Annotated in this window: 16 protein-coding genes; 10 read left to right on the forward strand and 6 right to left on the reverse strand. The window is 63.0% G+C overall.

Translation table 11 applies throughout. The features are described 5' to 3' along the window. The first annotated feature begins 1 nt into the window (after nucleotide 1). The 8 genes from QAZ47_RS21010 to QAZ47_RS21045 all read left to right on the forward strand — a co-directional run bounded on the left by QAZ47_RS21010 (nucleotide 2) and on the right by QAZ47_RS21045 (nucleotide 9042). Nucleotides 2-832: an aspartyl/asparaginyl beta-hydroxylase domain-containing protein gene (locus QAZ47_RS21010; RefSeq protein ID WP_278202608.1), complete on the forward strand. Its 831-nt coding sequence runs from the start codon at nucleotides 2-4 to the stop codon at nucleotides 830-832. Nucleotides 833-1098: 266 nt separating this feature from the next. Beyond that, complete coding sequence (locus tag QAZ47_RS21015) at nucleotides 1099-2064, forward strand: helix-turn-helix domain-containing protein (RefSeq protein WP_278233837.1); 966 nt, start codon at nucleotides 1099-1101, stop codon at nucleotides 2062-2064. A gap of 139 nt (nucleotides 2065-2203) precedes the next feature. After that, nucleotides 2204-3721 carry an aldehyde dehydrogenase gene (gene adh / locus QAZ47_RS21020; RefSeq protein WP_278230582.1) on the forward strand — a complete coding sequence of 506 codons (1518 nt, stop codon included), beginning with the start codon at nucleotides 2204-2206 and terminating at the stop codon, nucleotides 3719-3721. Nucleotides 3722-3789: 68 nt separating this feature from the next. After that, a complete protein-coding gene (locus QAZ47_RS21025; RefSeq protein WP_278230583.1) occupies nucleotides 3790-4152 on the forward strand; it encodes a DUF779 domain-containing protein in 363 nt (120 codons plus the stop codon). A 107-nt stretch (nucleotides 4153-4259) separates the two neighbouring features. Beyond that, on the forward strand, nucleotides 4260-5246 hold the full coding sequence (locus QAZ47_RS21030) for an RluA family pseudouridine synthase (protein ID WP_278230584.1): 987 nt from the start codon (nucleotides 4260-4262) through the stop codon (nucleotides 5244-5246). A 41-nt stretch (nucleotides 5247-5287) separates the two neighbouring features. Continuing rightward, complete coding sequence (locus QAZ47_RS21035; protein ID WP_278233838.1) at nucleotides 5288-6163, forward strand: DMT family transporter; 876 nt, start codon at nucleotides 5288-5290, stop codon at nucleotides 6161-6163. Between the two features lie 10 nt (nucleotides 6164-6173). Beyond that, nucleotides 6174-6965, forward strand: coding sequence for an ATP12 family chaperone protein (locus tag QAZ47_RS21040; protein WP_278230585.1), 792 nt, complete (start codon nucleotides 6174-6176; stop codon nucleotides 6963-6965). Nucleotides 6966-7152: 187 nt separating this feature from the next. After that, nucleotides 7153-9042: an MFS transporter gene (locus QAZ47_RS21045; RefSeq protein WP_278230586.1), complete on the forward strand. Its 1890-nt coding sequence runs from the start codon at nucleotides 7153-7155 to the stop codon at nucleotides 9040-9042. 79 nt (nucleotides 9043-9121) lie between these two features. Here QAZ47_RS21045 and QAZ47_RS21050 read toward each other — a convergent pair whose 3' ends face one another. Further along, nucleotides 9122-9316 carry a DUF2735 domain-containing protein gene (locus tag QAZ47_RS21050; protein ID WP_278230587.1) on the reverse strand — a complete coding sequence of 65 codons (195 nt, stop codon included), beginning with the start codon at nucleotides 9314-9316 and terminating at the stop codon, nucleotides 9122-9124. A 311-nt stretch (nucleotides 9317-9627) separates the two neighbouring features. Between QAZ47_RS21050 and QAZ47_RS21055 the strand changes: the two genes are divergently transcribed. Continuing rightward, on the forward strand, nucleotides 9628-10668 hold the full coding sequence (locus QAZ47_RS21055) for a glutamine synthetase beta-grasp domain-containing protein (RefSeq protein ID WP_278202616.1): 1041 nt from the start codon (nucleotides 9628-9630) through the stop codon (nucleotides 10666-10668). A 177-nt stretch (nucleotides 10669-10845) separates the two neighbouring features. On the opposite strand, the gene glnA is transcribed toward QAZ47_RS21055, so the two are convergent. Both glnA and QAZ47_RS21065 read right to left on the reverse strand, forming a co-directional pair. Beyond that, on the reverse strand, nucleotides 10846-12255 hold the full coding sequence (gene glnA / locus QAZ47_RS21060) for a type I glutamate--ammonia ligase (protein WP_278230588.1): 1410 nt from the start codon (nucleotides 12253-12255) through the stop codon (nucleotides 10846-10848). 60 nt (nucleotides 12256-12315) lie between these two features. Continuing rightward, nucleotides 12316-12654 carry a P-II family nitrogen regulator gene (locus tag QAZ47_RS21065; protein WP_006205430.1) on the reverse strand — a complete coding sequence of 113 codons (339 nt, stop codon included), beginning with the start codon at nucleotides 12652-12654 and terminating at the stop codon, nucleotides 12316-12318. Nucleotides 12655-13000: 346 nt separating this feature from the next. On the opposite strand from QAZ47_RS21065, the gene QAZ47_RS21070 reads away from it, so the two are divergent. Beyond that, nucleotides 13001-14527, forward strand: coding sequence for an NAD(P)H-hydrate dehydratase (locus QAZ47_RS21070; protein WP_278230589.1), 1527 nt, complete (start codon nucleotides 13001-13003; stop codon nucleotides 14525-14527). 11 nt (nucleotides 14528-14538) lie between these two features. Here QAZ47_RS21070 and waaF read toward each other — a convergent pair whose 3' ends face one another. The 3 genes from waaF to QAZ47_RS21085 all read right to left on the reverse strand — a co-directional run bounded on the left by waaF (nucleotide 14539) and on the right by QAZ47_RS21085 (nucleotide 17085). Beyond that, a complete protein-coding gene (waaF, locus tag QAZ47_RS21075) occupies nucleotides 14539-15570 on the reverse strand; it encodes a lipopolysaccharide heptosyltransferase II (RefSeq protein WP_278230590.1) in 1032 nt (343 codons plus the stop codon). Nucleotides 15571-15843: 273 nt separating this feature from the next. Then, the gene (locus tag QAZ47_RS21080) at nucleotides 15844-16110 is read right to left on the reverse strand and encodes a protealysin inhibitor emfourin (RefSeq protein WP_278230591.1); all 267 of its coding nucleotides are present in this window, start codon (nucleotides 16108-16110) and stop codon (nucleotides 15844-15846) included. A gap of 105 nt (nucleotides 16111-16215) precedes the next feature. Continuing rightward, nucleotides 16216-17085: a M4 family metallopeptidase gene (locus QAZ47_RS21085; RefSeq protein WP_278230592.1), complete on the reverse strand. Its 870-nt coding sequence runs from the start codon at nucleotides 17083-17085 to the stop codon at nucleotides 16216-16218. Between the last annotated feature and the right edge of the window lie 166 nt (nucleotides 17086-17251).

A 17251-nucleotide genomic window follows, 5' to 3' on the forward strand; every position in this document is an offset into this window, starting at 1 on the left:
TATGACAAAGCAAACCGTTAAGACCATTCGTAAGGCTGCGATCGCAGTCCTGCTGCTTGCGCTCGGCTTCTACTTCATCCCGATCCTGACGGCGATCTTCATCGTCTGCGGCCTGATCGACATCATGCGCAACGATCAGAAGAACTGGAAGCTGTTCGACCGCTATTTCCTCGGCAACGGCCTGTTCACCTGGCTGCTCTCGCCATTCAACCTGATCGTCGATCTTCTGTGCTACCGCAATCCGGGCGTCTGGAAACCCGAGCAGTTCCCGGAAGACTATCAGCGCGAGATCAACGAGGTGCTGGGCGTCTTCAAGGCGCGCAAGGAAGAGATCATCGCCGACATCGACGCCAATTTCGGCACCGGCAGGCGCGGCATGTATGTCTATCAGTGGTACGGCAAGCACAAGATCGACAACGTCCCCGAATTCAACAAGGACTTCAAATACATCAAGACGATCGCCGTCTCGGTCTTCAGCGGCCGTGAATCGACCTCGTGGCATTTCGGGCCGCTGCGGCTCAGCCTGCGCATTCTCTACAATCTGATCCCGGTGAAGGCTGAGATCTTCGTCCAGTGCGGCAGCAAGAAGAACTACTGGTACGACAATCCGCTGTTCATCTTCGACGACACGCTGTTCCATCGCTCGGTCAACGAATATGACGGCCGCCGCTACTGCGTCTTCGTCGACATCATCCGGCCGTCTCCGTTCCCGGGCCTGATCGCTGGACTTCTGGCGATCGTTTCGGTCAGTGTCGAGCGCATCAATTCCGTCTTCTACAAGAACTGGAAGATGATCGGTTCGTCCAAGCCGAAGAAGGCTGCCGCCAACTGATCGCAAGCGGAACCGAAGATTGGAACATCACTCGATCTGGCTCGTCTTAAACCAACGTCTTATGGCGCCGGCAGGCCGGGACCGTTAGGACTCCAGAGCAATTCTGCGAAAATTCGGAGGGGTTTTCCGTCCGGAATTGCGCAAAATCAAAGACCTGTGCGGCCAGCCCTATTATCGAATAGCTGAACCGCTTTGGTGTCGGATATGTTCTTGCGAGCATAACGACGGAGCGGAAGGAGGTTCCGCTCGCCGGGAGGATTAGGGTGATCGGACGGGAATCAGCCGTGCATGCGGATTTGGTCCAGGCCTCGATCGCGAAAAGCGACGCGGCCCATTCGGCGCTGGTCGCATCATGGCGGCGCTCCCTGCAATTACATCACCTTGATCCCGCGGAGCGCAAGGCGCCCAGGCGGTTGACCGAAGGCGAGCTGAGAGGGGCCCGGCAGCGCATGGAGCAAATGATCCGCGCCGCCGAGACAAGCCTCAACCGCCTCTACCTCGCCGTCGGCGGTGTTGGCTGCTGCGTGATGCTGGCCGACCGCGACGGCATTCCCCTCGAGCGCAGGGGCGCCGTTGCCGATGACGAGACCTTCGACGAATGGGGCCTGTGGACCGGCACGGTCTGGAGCGAGGAGAGCGAGGGCACCAACGGGATCGGTACCTGCATTGCCGACCAGCGGGCTCTCACCATTCATCGCGACCAGCACTTCTTTTCCCGCAACACGCTGCTCAGTTGCACGACGGCGCCGGTCTATGATCACGAAGGCAATCTGGCGGCGGCACTCGACGTGTCGTCTTGCCGGGCGGATCTGACGGAGGGTTTCGTTCAGCTCATAGCCGTCGCCGTGGGCGATGCCGCGCGTCGCATCGAGGCCGAGAATTTCCGCATGGTCTTTTCAGGCGCCCGCATTCTGTTGGCCCCGGCCGCCGAGCGCACCGCCGGCGCGCTCATTGCGGTCGACTCGGATGATCTGGTGATCGGTGCGACGCGCAACGCGCGCCTGGCGTTCGGCATAACGCGCGAAGTCCTGGCCAAGGGGCTGCTGGCAGCCGATATCCTCGGTGACACGCCAGGCGCCAGGGAAGACTTCGACGATGCCGAGCGCGGCGTGCTGCAGCGGGCGCTGGCGCGCGCCGGCGGCAACGTCTCGGCGGCCGCGCAAAGCCTCGGCATCTCGCGCGCGACGCTGCATCGTAAGCTCGCCCGCTTCGCCATCCGCCGCCCGCATTGATTTCCTGATGTGACCTGTCGCAGTTCTGCGACACTCGGCGGCCGCGATCGTCTCTCTCCGGGCTGACAAGCCGAAGCTTATCCACGACCCTTTCTCCTGACGCGCCGCATCTCGCGGCGTGCTTCTTTGGGAGGAAGTTATGAACAAGGTAGAATTTTCGCGCACAGCCAAGGTTCCTTTCGCCAGGCGTTACGACAACTTCATCGGCGGCAAGTGGACGGCGCCTCACTCCGGCAAATATTTCGAGAATATCTCGCCGGTTACAGGGCGGCCCTTGTGTGAAATCGCCCGCTCGGATGCGACGGACATCGAGGCGGCGCTCGATGCCGCGCACAAGGCCAAGGATGCCTGGGGCAAGACCAGCCCAGCGGAGCGCGCGCTGATCCTCCATCGCATCGCCGATCGCATGGAAGAGAATCTCGACCTGCTGGCGCTCGCCGAGACTTGGGACAACGGCAAGCCGATCCGCGAGACGACCGCGGCCGACCTGCCGCTGGCTGTCGACCATTTCCGCTATTTCGCCGGCGTGCTCCGCAGCCAGGAAGGCTCGATCTCCGAGATCGACCACGACACCGTCGCCTATCACTTCCATGAGCCGCTCGGTGTCGTCGGCCAAATCATTCCGTGGAATTTCCCGCTGCTGATGGCCTGCTGGAAGCTGGCGCCCGCTCTGGCCGCCGGCAATTGCGTCGTGCTGAAGCCGGCCGAGCAGACCCCGGCTACGATCATGCTGTGGGCCGACCTCATCGGCGACCTGCTGCCGGAAGGCGTGCTCAATATCGTCAACGGCTTCGGCCTCGAGGCCGGCAAGCCGCTCGCATCCTCCAACCGTATCGCCAAGATCGCCTTCACCGGCGAGACGACGACCGGCCGTCTGATCTCGCAATATGCCAGCCAGAACCTCATTCCGGTGACGCTCGAGCTCGGCGGCAAGTCGCCCAACATCTTCTTCCAGGACGTGACGGCCGAGGACGACGACTTCTTCGACAAGGCGATCGAGGGCTTCGTCATGTTCGCCCTCAACCAGGGCGAGGTCTGCACGTGCCCGAGCCGCGCGCTGGTGCATGAGAAGATCTACGACAGGTTCATCGAGCGCGCCCTGAAGCGCGTCGAGGCGATCGTCCAGGGCGACCCGCTCGACCCGGCGACCATGATCGGCGCGCAGGCTTCGAGCGAGCAACTGGAGAAGATCCTCTCCTACTTCGACATCGGCCGCCAGGAAGGGGCCGAAGTGCTGACCGGCGGCGAACAGAACCACCTGCCGGGCGACCTTGCCGGCGGCTACTACGTCAAGCCGACCGTGTTCAAGGGCAACAACAAGATGCGCATCTTCCAGGAGGAGATTTTCGGCCCGGTGGTGTCGGTGACGACCTTCAAGGACGACGACGAGGCGCTGTCGATCGCCAACGACACGCTCTATGGGCTCGGCGCCGGCATCTGGAGCCGCGACGCGAACCGCTGTTACCGCTTCGGCCGCGCCATCCAGGCCGGCCGCGTCTGGACGAACTGCTATCACGCCTATCCGGCGCATGCCGCCTTCGGCGGCTACAAGCAGTCCGGCATCGGCCGCGAGACGCACAAGATGATGCTCGACCACTATCAGCAGACCAAGAACATGCTGGTCAGCTACAGCCCGAAGAAGCTCGGCTTCTTCTGATCCTCCCAGGGCGCGCGTAGGGGGAGGGTACGGCTTGCCGTACCCTCCTGTCATGACGGGAGAATCGCATGGACAAGGACTCGTTGGGCAAAGTATCGGCCACGCCCGCGGCCGAAGCGTTGCTCGCCGAGATCATCGCCGATCACGGGCCAGTGCTGTTCCACCAGTCCGGCGGCTGCTGCGGCGGGTCCTCGCCGATGTGCTATCCGCGCGGCGATTTCATCCTCGGCGACAATGACGTTAGGCTGGGCGAGATCGGCGAGACACCGGTCTATATCAGCGCCTCGCAATTCGAGGCCTGGAAGCACACCGACCTCATCATCGACGTCGTGGCGGGCAGGGGCGGCATGTTCTCGCTCGACAACGGCCGCGAGAAGCGCTTCCTGACGCGCTCGACTATCTGCGCCGTGCCAACGCCTTCGGACGGTTGATCGGATAGCGCGACGATTGGGGTAATCGTCGTGCTTTGTTGGGTCTTTGGCTCGCACAATGCCTGCCTTAGTGCTATGGCGCCGCTTTCGAACGGAAAAGCGAAGTCATGGCAGGTGTTGAACAGATCACGGTGGAGGCCGGCGAGGCGGGCATGCGGCTCGACCGCTGGTTCAAGGTCCACTATCCGGGCCTCGGCTTCGGCCATCTCCAGAAGCTTTTGCGCTCCGGCCAGATCCGCATCGACGGCGGCCGGGTGAAGGCCGACACGCGGGTCGAGTCCGGCCAGACCGTGCGCATCCCGCCGCTCGATGTCGACAAGAAGGGCGATGCCCCGCTCACCGGCCATTCGATCCGCAACCAGGGCGATGCCGACGTGCTGGCCAAGATGCTGCTGCACGAGGACCCGAAAGTCTTCGTCTTCAACAAGCCTGCAGGCTTGGCCGTGCAGGGTGGCTCCGGCGTGACGCGCAATGTCGACGACATGCTGGAGGCCTGGCGCAACCAGAAAGGCGAGAAGCCGCGCCTCGTCCACCGCCTCGACCGCGACACCTCGGGCGTACTGGTCGTCGCCCGCACCCGCCTTGCCGCGATGAAGCTGTCGGAAGCGTTCCGGGCACGCGAGACGAAGAAGACCTATTGGGCCTTGGTAAAGGGCGTGCCGCCGAAGCGCGAGGACAAGATCTCGACCTGGCTGGTCAAGGAAGCAACGCCGGATGGCGACCGCGTGCGCATCGCCAAGCATGGCGAGAAAGGCGCCGACCACGCCGTTTCCTATTACCGCGTCGTCGAACAGGCGGCGCAGTCGCTGTCCTGGCTGGAGATGGAACCCTATACCGGCCGCACCCACCAGCTGCGCGTCCATGCCGCCCATATCGGCTGCCCGATCATCGGCGATCCCAAATATTTCGAGGCCGACACCAACTGGGAATTTCCAGGCGGCATCCAGAACAGGCTGCATCTGCATGCGCGCCGCATCGTGATCCCGCATCCCGACCAGGGCGTCATCGATGTCACCGCGCCGATGCCGCCGCATATGCGCCAGAGCTGGAACCTGCTCGGCTTCGACGAGCAGAGCGCAGAGGACGACAATTGAGCGGCGCCACCGATACGATGGGCCGGCGCGATGCGGTCGACATGACCGCGGCGGCCATGATGGTCGGGCTGACGCTGTCCTGGGGGCTGAACTACGTCGCCGCCAAGGTCTCCTATGCCGGCTACGATCCGGTCTTCGTTTCGATCGCGCGCTCGATCCTCGGCGGGCTCTGCGTTCTCGGCTGGTGCCGGCTGCGCGGCATCAAGTTGTTTGCGGCGGACGGGACGCTGACCGCAGGCGTCGTCGTCGGCGTGCTCTTCGGCGTCGAGTTCCTGTTCCTCTACATCGGGCTGGAATACACGACCGTTGCCCGCAACACGCTCTTGGTCAACACCATGCCGTTCTGGGTCCTGATCGGCGGCCATTTCCTGCTCGGCGAGCGCATCAACGCGCGCAAGCTCGGCGGCCTCGTGCTTGCCTTTTGCGGCCTGCTGGCCGTGTTCGCCGACGGCATCGTCGCCGGCAAGGACGCGACACTGACGGGCGATCTGCTCAGTCTCGGCTCGGGCATCCTCTGGGCGTTGACCAGCATCGTCATCAAGCGGTCGAAGCTGGTCGCGACCAGCGCCGAGAAGCTCCTGCTCTACCAACTGGCGGGCGCTGCCGTCGTCGGCGCGCTGGTGATGCCGTTCGCCGGACCGCCGATCCGTGAAATCGCAGCCTTACCGACATTGGCATTGATGTTCCAGTCTTTCTATATTGTCGCCTTCACCTATGTGTTGTGGTTCTGGCTGCTCACGCGCTATCCGGCGGCGGGCCTGTCCAGCTTCGCGTTCCTGTCGCCGGTGTTCGGCGTGCTGTGCGGCGCCGTGCTGTTGGGCGAGCCGTTGACGATCAGGATTTTCATGGCGCTGGCGTTGATCGCCGCCGGGCTGATCATCGTCAACCGGCCGGCGCGCAGGCAGCCCACAGTGTAAGGAGTTGGACATGCGCGACATTCTCGAAAACCTCGAAGCGGGAAAGCAGCTTTCCGATCCCGATCCGGTGCGCCGCGCCCAGATCCAGATGAAGACCCTGCTGCCGAAGCGTTTCTACAAGGTGGTTTCGGTCGTGCCGGTCGAAAACGGTTTTGCCGTCCATCTCGACGGCAGGCCGGTCCGCACGCCGGGAAAGGCGCTGCTGGTGCTGCCGACCGAAAAAGCCGCGGCTCTGGTGGCCGACGAGTTTTCCGCGCAGGGCGAGGTCATCGACCCCGTGACGATGCCGGTCATGCGCCTTGCCAACACGGCCATCGACGGCGTCGCCAGCGACCCGCAGGCGGTGCTGGAGGACGTGCTGCGCTTCGCCTCGTCCGATCTCTTGTGCTACCGCGCCGATGGCCCGCAAGGGCTGGTCGATCGGCAGAACAGGCTCTGGGACCCGGTGCTCGATTGGGCAACGAGCAGCCTTGGCGCGCGCTTCAATCTTGCCGAAGGCGTCATCCATGTCGAGCAACCGCGCGAAACGATTGGCGTCCTTGGCGCGCATCTTGCCCAGCGCGCCGAGCCGCTGCGTCTGGCCGCCATCCATGTCATGACCTCGCTGACCGGATCGGCGCTGCTGGCGCTCGCCGTCGATTTCGGTGAGCTCGCCGGCGAGGAAGCTTGGGCGGCCGGCCATGTCGACGAGGACTGGCAGATCGAGCATTGGGGCCAGGACGCCGAGGCGGTCGCGCGCCGCTCGGCCCGCAAGCGCGACATGATGGCGGCGGTCAGTCTTCTCGAAGCGCTGAAAGCCTGAGCGCTGCCCTCCGCTTTCGCATTGCACCTAATACGAAAGTCATAATCCCATCGTCGCGGTGCCTTTTGGCGGCGCTTTCTGCCATTTTTCCCTCGTTGGCTGCGTTCTCGAGTCTTCGTCCGGAGGAGTTGCGGACGGTGGCGCTCAGCCATCGAGGACAGAAGGGATCCATGGGAGGATATATCAAATGGCAATGGCTTCGACCGCCGGCGGAACAAGCCGCGGCATGACGCGGGAGGAAAAGAAGGTCATCTTCGCCTCTTCGCTCGGCACCGTTTTCGAATGGTACGATTTCTATCTTTACGGCTCGCTGGCCGCCTTCATCGGCGCGACCTTCTTCAGCCCGACCATCCCCGAGGCGACGCGCAACATCTTCGCGCTGCTGGCCTTCGCCGCCGGCTTCCTCGTTCGCCCGTTCGGCGCGCTGGTGTTCGGCCGCCTCGGCGACCTTGTCGGCCGCAAATACACTTTCCTCGTCACCATGACGATCATGGGTCTGTCGACCTTCCTGGTCGGTCTGCTGCCCGGTTATGCCAGTTGGGGCATCGCGGCGCCCGTGATCCTGATCGGGTTGCGCATGCTGCAGGGCCTGGCGCTCGGCGGCGAATATGGCGGTGCGGCGACCTATGTCGCCGAGCACGCGCCGGACGACCGCCGCGGCTACTACACCTCCTGGATCCAGACCACGGCGACGCTCGGTCTGTTCCTGTCGCTGATCGTCATCCTGATCGTCCAGAGTTCGCTCAGCAAGGAAACCTACGCTTCCTGGGGCTGGCGCATTCCCTTCATCGTCTCATTCCTGCTGCTCGCCATCTCGATCTGGATCCGGCTGTCGCTCTCGGAGTCGCCGACGTTCCAGCGCATGAAGGAGGAGGGCAAGGGCTCCAAGGCACCGCTGTCCGAAGCTTTCGGCCAGTGGAAGAACGCCAAGATCGCGCTTCTGGCGCTGCTCGGCCTGACCGCCGGCCAGGCCGTCATCTGGTACAACGGCCAGTTCTATGCGCTGTTCTTCCTGACGAACGTGCTGAAGGTCGACGCGCAGTCGGTCAACATCATGATCGCGATCGCGCTTGCGGTCGGCTCGATCTTCTTCGTCGTGTTCGGCTGGTTGTCCGACAAGATCGGCCGCAAGCCGATCATCATGGCCGGTCTTGCGCTCGGCATCGTCTGCACCTTCCCGCTGTTCAAGGCGCTGACCTGGGCCGCCAATCCGGCGCTGGCCACCGCGCAGCAGAATACGCGCGCGACGGTGACGGCAGCGCCCGGCGACTGCAGGTTCCAGTTCAACCCGGTCGGCACGGCGAAGTTCACGACATCTTGCGACATCGCGACCTCGTTCCTGACCAAGAACTCGGTGCCTTACGACGTCGTGACGACAGCCGCGCCCGGAACCGCGGCCACGGTCAAGATCGGCAACGAGACGGTGGAGTCCTATGACGCCGCCGCTGCTGGCGACCAGGCCAAGGCCAAGGAAGCCGCCTTCCAGAAGGCGGTCAACATCTCGCTGCGGGACGGCGGCTATCCGCTGAAGCGCGCCGCCGCCAAGGTGCCCGACCAGAAGCTCGACGCCTTCGTCGCGGCCAATCCGGAACTCAAGCTCGATGCGGCGGCGATCCGCAGCGGCGAGAAGACGACGGTTCCGGCCGATAAGGCGGTCACCGACAAGCTGCTGACCAAGGATGAGGCGGCCGGCGCGCCGGAGATCACCGTCTACAACATTCCCGGCGGCGGTGCTTTCGCCATGACAGCCGATCCGGCGGCCATCAATTGGCCGGTGACGATCGGTATCCTGTTTATCCTGGTGGTGTTCGTGACCATGGTCTACGGGCCGATCGCGGCGATCCTGGTCGAGATGTTCCCGACCCGCATCCGCTACACCGGCATGTCGCTGCCCTATCATATCGGCAATGGCTGGTTCGGTGGCCTGCTGCCAGCGACGGTGTTCGCGCTCAGCGCCTATAAGGGCGACATCTATTACGGCCTCTGGTACCCGGTGGTGATCGCGGCGATGTCGCTCATCATCGGCATGATCTTCGTCAGGGACACGCTCGGCACCGACCTGCACTCCAAGGACTGACCGATCAAGCCTCTGGAAATGAAAAAGCCCGGCGCAAGCGATCGCGCCGGGCTTTTTCATGCCGAACTGGAACCGTTGGTCAGCTCTTGCGCTGCTGGATCTCTTCCTCGATCGCCGCCTCGTGATACCAGCCGTCAAAATCGGCGTGCGTATTGCGCAGCGAGGCAATCTCTGCCGCGAATTTGGCCTTTGCGCCCAAATTTGAGGCAGATGTCCGGCCTGCAAGCGGAAACATCAAAATCTTTGCCGACGGACGGGACGTGGTGACTTCCATTGATGGCCGCCTTTCTTTTTCGGGAGCCAGTCGATTCAATCCTTTCTCAAAATAGGTCCTGCGATTCATTTAGGCAATATGCACACAAAAAGATCAGCATTTGCATAAGATTTATGCAAATTCTGCAGCTGAACGATTGCCGCGCATTGCTGAGGCGGCTCAGCAAAATCAACGCCTTGCCACGACCATTTTGCCGCACCCTGGACGGGGAGAGTGGCACACGAATTGCTTTTTAACGATCGGCAGGCTGGCTCGAACCGGCCATGCATTGATGCCGCCGCGGCGGTGTCCAAGCAACGAGAGGCACTGGAATGACCAAATACAAGCTCGAGTATATCTGGCTCGACGGCTACACCCCGACCCCCAATCTGCGCGGCAAGACCCAGATCAAGGAGTTTGCCGAGTTCCCGACCCTCGAGCAGCTGCCGCTGTGGGGCTTCGACGGTTCCTCGACGAACCAGGCCGAAGGCCGCAGCTCGGATTGCGTGCTTAAGCCGGTCGCGCATTACCCGGATCCGGCCCGCACCAACGGCGTTCTCGTAATGTGCGAAGTCATGATGCCCGACGGTGTGACGCCGCACGCTTCGAACAGCCGCGCGACCATCCTCGACGACGAGGATGCATGGTTCGGCTTCGAGCAGGAATATTTCTTCTACAAGGATGGTCGTCCGCTCGGCTTCCCCGAGAGCGGCTACCCGGCGCCGCAGGGCCCGTACTACACCGGCGTCGGCTACAAGAATGTCGGCGATGTCGCGCGCCAGATCGTCGAGGAGCATCTCGACCTCTGCCTCGCCGCCGGCATCAACCATGAGGGCATCAATGCCGAGGTGGCCAAGGGCCAGTGGGAATTCCAGATCTTCGGCAAGGGCTCCAGGAAGGCTGCGGACCAGATGTGGATGGCGCGCTACCTGCTCCTGCGCCTCACCGAAAAGTACGGCATCGACATCGAGTTCCACTGCAAGCCGCTCGGCGACACCGACTGGAACGGCTCGGGCATGCACTGCAACTTCTCGACCAAGTACATGCGCGAAGTCGGCGGCAAGGCCTATTTCGAGGCGATGATGGCGCAGTTCGAAAAGAACCTGATGGATCATATCGCCGTCTACGGGCCGGACAACGACAAGCGCCTGACCGGCAAGCATGAGACCGCGCCGTGGAACAAGTTCTCTTACGGTGTCGCCGACCGCGGCGCCTCGATCCGCGTTCCGCACTCCTTCATCAAGAACGACTACAAGGGCTATCTGGAAGACCGTCGCCCGAACTCGCAGGGCGACCCCTACCAGATCGCCTCGCAGGTCCTGAAGACGATCTCGCAGGTTTCGACCGACGCGAAGGTTTCGGCGGCAGCCTGATCGGTTCGTAGCGCAGACCTGGTGTCTGCGCTACGAATACCCTTCGAACTTAAACCCCGGCGCAATGATGCCGGGGTTTTCTTTACACGAGAGATGCCGCAATGGGCCTTGGCTTCCGGAGAGGGGCAAATAAAAACCCCGGCGAACCGGGGTTCTTTTTGTAACGATTTCTATTGCTTAGACCGAATAGTACATATCGTACTCGACCGGGTGCGGCGTCATCTCGAAGCGCATGACCTCAGCCATCTTCAGCTCGATATAGCTGTCGATCTGGTCGTCGTCGAAGACGCCGCCGGCCTTCAGGAAGCCGCGGTCCTTGTCGAGGCTCTGCAGCGCTTCGCGCAGCGAGCCGCAGACGGTCGGGATCTTCTTCAGCTCCTTAGGCGGCAGGTCGTAGAGGTCCTTGTCCATCGGCTGTCCGGGATGGATCTTGTTCTTGATGCCGTCGAGGCCGGCCATCAGCATGGCGGAGAAGCCGAGATAGGGGTTCGCGCCCGGGTCGGGGAAGCGGACCTCGACACGCTTCGACTTCGGCGACGAACCGAACGGAATGCGGCAGGACGCCGAACGGTTGCGCGCCGAGTAGGCGAGCAGCACCGGCGCTTCGTAGCCAGGCACCAGGCGCTTGTAGGAGTTGGTGAGCGGGTTGGTGAAGGCGTTGATCGCCTTGGCGTGCTTGATGATGCCGCCGATATAGAACAGGCAGGTCTCCGACAGGCCGGCATATTCGTTGCCGGCGAAGGTCGGCTTGCCGCCCTTCCAGATCGACTGGTGAACGTGCATGCCCGAGCCGTTGTCACCGAACACCGGCTTCGGCATGAAGGTGGCCGTCTTGCCATAGGCATTGGCGACCTGGTGCACGACATACTTGTAGATCAGCATCTTGTCGGCGTTGCGCACCAGCGTGTCGAACTTGATGCCGAGCTCGTGCTGGGCGGCGGCGACCTCATGGTGATGCTTCTCGACTCGCACGCCCATCTCGGCGAGCACGGTCAGCATCTCGGAGCGCATGTCCTGGCAGGAATCGATCGGCGGCACAGGGAAATAGCCACCCTTGGTGCGAGGACGATGGCCGAGGTTGCCCGTCTCGTAGTCGGTGTCGTCGTTGGACGGCAGTTCGGTCGAGTCGAGCCGGAAGCCGGTGTTATACGGGTCGGCCTTGTACTTGACGTCGTCGAACACGAAGAACTCGGCTTCCGGGCCGACATAGACGGTGTCGCCGATGCCTTCCGACTTCATGTAGGCCTCGGCCTTCTTGGCGGTGCCGCGCGGGTCGCGGTTATAGGCCTCGCCGGATACCGGATCGAGGATGTCGCACAGGATGACCATGGTCGACTGGGCGAAGAACGGATCCATGTGGACGGTATCCGTGTCCGGCATCAGCACCATGTCGGACTCGTTGATCGCCTTCCAGCCGGCGATCGACGAGCCGTCGAACATGACGCCGTCGGCGAACATGTCTTCCTCGACCTCGACGACATCCATCGTCACATGCTGCAGCTTGCCCCTCGGATCGGTGAAGCGCAGGTCGACGAACTTCACGTCGTTGTCCTTGATCTGCTTCATGATGTCTTTGGCTGTCGTCATGTCATGTATCCCTGTGTAATGACGTTTTTTGATGATGACGGTTCAGAAAAGATGTGGGGCTCAGACGGCGTCCATGCCGGTCTCGCCGGTGCGGATGCGGACGACTTCCTCGATGTTGGAGACGAAGATCTTGCCGTCGCCGATGCGACCGGTCTGGGCCGCTTTGCGGATGGCTTCGATGGCGCCTTCGACGGCATCGTCGCCGAGCACGACCTCGATCTTCACCTTGGGCAGGAAATCGACGACATATTCGGCGCCGCGATAGAGTTCGGTGTGGCCCTTCTGCCGACCGAAACCCTTGGCCTCGGTGACGGTGATACCCTGCAGTCCGGCCTCCTGAAGCGCCTCCTTCACTTCGTCCAGCTTGAATGGCTTGATGATCGCTTCGATCTTTTTCATGTAGAAAGTGGCCTCCACTGCCAAAGAGACGGGTTGTGCGCCCCGCTTGCGCCTCCATCAAGCACGAAGCGTGCCAATTCCCGGAGGTTGGAGACGGTATCGGGCGATTCAGATGCCATGTCGCACCCGGATGCAAATTCGGGTCATCCGTTGCATTGGATGCGTCATCGACGCCCAAAGCCTATACATCGCTCCTCCATCCGTCTGCGCAAAAATTGGGCAGATAGCGCAATTTGCAGGCAGATTCCCCTCCGGGTCCCGCCACTTTTGGGTGGCGTTCGGCGGTCGCCGTTTGCTTCGAACCGCAAATCGGACAATGCTTGATCGGATGGAGATCGGCAATCCCATGCGCAATGAACTTCTTTCACCGGCCGAGATGGCCGAGGCAGACCGGCTGACGATTGCGGAAGGTCCGCTCGACGGCTACGGGCTGATGCGCCGCGCCGGCGCGGCCGTCGCGGCCGTGGTGCTGGTGCGCTATCCGGCAGCCAGGCGGGTGCACGTGCTGTGCGGTCCCGGTAACAACGGTGGCGACGGTTATGTCGTTGCGCGCCTGCTCCGGGAGAGCGGCGTCGAGGTCGCGTTGTGGGTGTCGGGCGAGCCGCGTGCAGGCAGCGATGCCGCGTTCGCCGCGGCCGACTGCCCGCTCGAGCGCCGGCCGCTGTCTGCCTTCGCCGCCGAGGCCGGCTCGCTTGCAGTCGTCGCACTTTTCGGGGCAGGGCTTTCAAAGCCGCTGTCGGGCGACGCCGCAAGGTCGGTCCGGATCGTGACGGATCTCGGCTTGCCGGTCGTCGCCATAGACCTGCCTTCGGGCGTTTCCGGCGAAAGCGGAGCCATTCTCGGCTGCGCATTTCGCGCGGCCATAACCGTGACCTTCGTGCGAAAGAAGCCGGGGCATCTGCTTTTGCCGGGGCGTAAGATGTGCGGCGAGATCGTGCTGGCCGACATCGGCATCGGCGACGGGATCATCGCGCGGATCGCGCCGCAAACCTTCGAAAATGGACCGGCGCTTTGGCTGCCAGCCTTCCCGGTACCGGCCGTCGATGCGCATAAATACAGACGCGGTCACGCGAACGTCTTTTCCGGCGGACCTTCGGCGACAGGTGCCGCGCGCCTCTCGGCGCTTGCCGCCGCAAGAAGCGGGGCAGGGGCGGTGACCGTGCTTTCGCCGGCGAACGCCATGCAGGTGAACGCCGCGCATCTGACCTCGATCATGCTGCGCAAGGCCGAAACGGTTGCCGATCTCGGCGCGTTCCTTACCGATCGCCGCCCTTCATCCTTCGTGCTCGGTCCTGGATTCGGCGTCGGTGAAAAGGCGCGCGATTTTGTCCTCGTGCTGCTCGGCGCCGGGCAGGGGCAGGACGCGGGCATTGAGGGATTGGTGCTCGATGCCGACGGCATCACCTCGTTTCGCGATGAGCCTGAGACGCTTTTCCAGGCTGCCCGAAAGTCCGGCGCGCCGGCGCTGGTGATGACACCGCATGAGGGCGAGTTCGGCAGGCTGTTTCCTGACATTGCGGACGACGAGGCGCTTTCCAAGCTGGCCAAGGCGCGCGCGGCGGCGGCGCGGGCCAATGCCGTCATCGTCTATAAAGGCGCTGACACGGTTATCGCCGCGCCGGACGGACGCGCCGCCATCAACAGCAACGGAGCGCCATGGCTTGCCACCGCGGGTTCCGGCGATGTGCTGGCGGGCATCGTGGCCGGGCTCCTGGCGCAGGGCATGCCTGCCTTCGAGGCCGCCTGCGCTGGCGTCTGGATTCATGCCGAAGCGGGTAGCCGCTTCGGACCCGGTCTGATCGCCGAGGATCTTCCGCTGGCGATGGTGCCGGTGCTGCGCGAACTGACGGAAAGCGATTCCGTGAAACGCTGAACCGCCCTAGTCTAGGCAGTTCGGGCGCCTTGCGGGCCGCGCGCCTGCGCCACGGCCTCCGCCAGCGCTGCAAGCACTCTTTCCTCGCTGACCCCGTTCGTGTCCTTTATCCAGCTCGGCGTCGAAATCGGAGGCTCCAGAAACCGGACGTGGTCGTTCACCGGTCCGGTTTCATAGGCGCGGTTCGATCCGAAGATGAGCACGCACGGTCCCCCCAAAGCCGCGGCCGCGTGGCAGATGCCGCCATCAACGCCGAGAAAGACGGTCGAGGCGGCGATCTGGCACATGGCGTCTGCGATATCGGGGGTCGAGGTGAAATCCACCGCCTCCGGAAGCGCTATCCGGAGCTGGGCCGCGGCCTCGCGTTCACGCGGACCGCCGACGAGCCACACCGACCAGCCGCGCCTGATGTGATCTTTCGCAACGGAAATGAAACGCTCCGCCGGCCACGAGCGGAAGTTGACGAATTCCGACGTATAGAGCGCCAGTGCCGGTCTTGCCGCATCGATCCCATGCCGGATGCGCCAGGCCGAAACCTCCTCGGATGGAACCATCATTTTCGGCTGCGGCAGCCGCACATTGTCGGCAGGCCGTTCGCCCAGCATGGCAATCGCGCAGACCTGCTCGAACAGTCTTGTCTTGCGCGGCCCGAAAGCCACGAAGGATTTCGGCCATCCGGCCGGCAGCCGGTTGACGATGCCGAATTGGAGTTCGCGCGGATAGCCGATGCGCTCGGGGATGCCCGCCAGCCACGGCACCAGGCCCGCCTTGGTGCTGCTGGTGAGCATATAGGCCGCCTGATAATTCTCCCGGCGAAGTTCGCGCGCCAGGCGCGCCCGCTCCCCGAGGCCGGGATTCCAATGCCTCTCGACGATCCAGGCTTTGCGGATGTGCGGCATCAATCGCGCCAGCGGCGCGGCCAGCGGCGAGGTGACGACGTCGATCGGGTGTTCTGGAAACCTCTCGGCGAGAATCTGGATCGCCGAATGGCAACGGATGAAGTCGCCGATTGCCGGCAAGCAGAAGACGAGAATGGGGCGCAACCCGCGATACCTTTTCGATCCGACACAGCCGCCGCGGACGGCAAGCACGCCGGTTCCTTGTCACGGAAGCGCTTCGCCATCAAGGATGCGGGCATGGAGTTCCAGATAGGCCTTCGCGGTTTTCGCGATCGGCAACCCCGTCGGCAGCCGACTCGCGGCCCTTGCGCGCGCCGGCTTGCGATCTCCGCAAGGCCGCGGCTGGAGCCCAAGCAAGGGATAGCGCTGCTTGGGTTCATGGCACTTTGCCAGCGCGGTCTTCATTGGAAAATAAGGCTAGAGCTGATCTTTCACCGCTTGAGCGATCGAGCGCGGAACCAAGGTTTCGGGCACCTGAAGCGTTTTGCTTCCGGTTTCCTTCTCCCAGGTGATGGTGAACGTGTATCTGTCGGCCCCGGGATCGCGGGGCAGCGGCCCCTTGCGGGCGAACAGTTCATCGAGGGTTGCCCTGTCCTTGGCGTCGAGCGCGGCCGCGTCGACGGTCCCGCGGCCCTTGAGGCCGGCGAAACCGCCCTGTCTTTCGATTATGAACCGTTCCGCCATCGCGAGCTTCCCTTGCCTGCAACTGCAAGGTTCGCGGTGCCGCGAACCTGCGTCCGGCGCAGGGAACGCAGCTGGATTGGCGCCTTGTCGGCAAGGCCGAAACCGCTACGGCACGCCCACGCTCGTCCAGGCGCCGTCGACCGCAGCATATATGGCTGCATTGCTTGGAAACAAGCTCTTGGCGGCCGATCGCGTCAGCTTGGCGAAGGATTTGAAGCTCATGTTCTTCGTCGCCTTGCTGCTGGTCAAGGCGGCATACCAGACTTTGCCGGCCTCGTTCCAGGACTGCCCGCCGATGCTCTTGGCGGCAAGGTAGAAAGCATGGTTCGGGATGCCGCTGTTATAGTGCGGATCGCCCCCCGCCTGATACTTCTTGTAGTTGTCCGGCTGTGGCGAGAGGCAGTGCTTGGCGCCTGGGTTCGCCATGTCGCGCAGGCATGTGTAGCCCTTGGCCGTCGCGGCCGGGCCCATGATCCCGGAGCCGATCAGCCAGTCCGCCTGGTCGGAGGTTTGCTTGCCTTCCCATTGGCGGAACATCGAACCGAACACGTCCGAGATGCTTTCATTGAGCGCGCCCGCTTCGTCGGTATAGACAAGCCCCGCAGTATATTGCGTCACGCCATGCGTGAGCTCATGGGCGATGACATCGTTCGACTTGGTGAAGTCGATGAATATCTGGCCGTCGCCGTCGCCATAGGTCATCTGGCTGCCGTTCCAGAAAGCGTTGTTGTAATCCTTGTCGTAATGGATGGACGACATCAGGGTCATTCCAAGGTCGTCGACCGAGTTGCGGCCGAAGCAGGTCTGGAAGAACGCGGCGACTGCGGTTGTCTCGTTGAACGTTCGCTTCGCGGTCTGATCGGAGGAGTTGCCGGGATTGGCGACGGGGCTTCCAGGCAACGACGTCGTGCCCTGGCAGTCATAGACCGTGACCTTTGGCGCGGTCGCCAGTGCCAGGGCGCTTGGCTTGACCACGAGGCGTGCCTGGATGGCCTGGTTTTGCGCGCTCCGCAGCTTGCGCCAGATCGGCTCGAGATCAGCCGTGAGACGACATGCGTCCCGAGCGGCCTTGGGGAGCGACGTATCTTTCGAAAAACGATCGAGAACTTCCTTCGGAACGATAAAGCATCCGCAACGCGCA

It is taken from the genome of Mesorhizobium sp. WSM4904, assembly GCF_029674545.1.
GTDB lineage: Bacteria > Pseudomonadota > Alphaproteobacteria > Rhizobiales > Rhizobiaceae > Mesorhizobium.

Bases quoted from the DNA above. Each gene is read 5' to 3' on its own strand.
- QAZ47_RS21010 (WP_278202608.1), top strand. From the start codon at position 2: ATGACAAAGCAAACCGTTAAGACCATTCGTAAGGCTGCGATCGCAGTC.
- adh (WP_278230582.1), top strand. From the start codon at position 2,204: ATGAACAAGGTAGAATTTTCGCGCACAGCCAAGGTTCCTTTCGCCAGG.
- QAZ47_RS21025 (WP_278230583.1), top strand. From the start codon at position 3,790: ATGGACAAGGACTCGTTGGGCAAAGTATCGGCCACGCCCGCGGCCGAA.
- QAZ47_RS21030 (WP_278230584.1), top strand. From the start codon at position 4,260: ATGGCAGGTGTTGAACAGATCACGGTGGAGGCCGGCGAGGCGGGCATG.
- QAZ47_RS21035 (WP_278233838.1), top strand. From the start codon at position 5,288: ATGACCGCGGCGGCCATGATGGTCGGGCTGACGCTGTCCTGGGGGCTG.
- QAZ47_RS21040 (WP_278230585.1), top strand. From the start codon at position 6,174: ATGCGCGACATTCTCGAAAACCTCGAAGCGGGAAAGCAGCTTTCCGAT.
- QAZ47_RS21045 (WP_278230586.1), top strand. From the start codon at position 7,153: ATGGCAATGGCTTCGACCGCCGGCGGAACAAGCCGCGGCATGACGCGG.
- QAZ47_RS21050 (WP_278230587.1), bottom strand. From the start codon at position 9,316: ATGGAAGTCACCACGTCCCGTCCGTCGGCAAAGATTTTGATGTTTCCG.
- QAZ47_RS21055 (WP_278202616.1), top strand. From the start codon at position 9,628: ATGACCAAATACAAGCTCGAGTATATCTGGCTCGACGGCTACACCCCG.
- glnA (WP_278230588.1), bottom strand. From the start codon at position 12,255: ATGACGACAGCCAAAGACATCATGAAGCAGATCAAGGACAACGACGTG.
- QAZ47_RS21065 (WP_006205430.1), bottom strand. From the start codon at position 12,654: ATGAAAAAGATCGAAGCGATCATCAAGCCATTCAAGCTGGACGAAGTG.
- QAZ47_RS21070 (WP_278230589.1), top strand. From the start codon at position 13,001: ATGCGCAATGAACTTCTTTCACCGGCCGAGATGGCCGAGGCAGACCGG.
- QAZ47_RS21080 (WP_278230591.1), bottom strand. From the start codon at position 16,110: ATGGCGGAACGGTTCATAATCGAAAGACAGGGCGGTTTCGCCGGCCTC.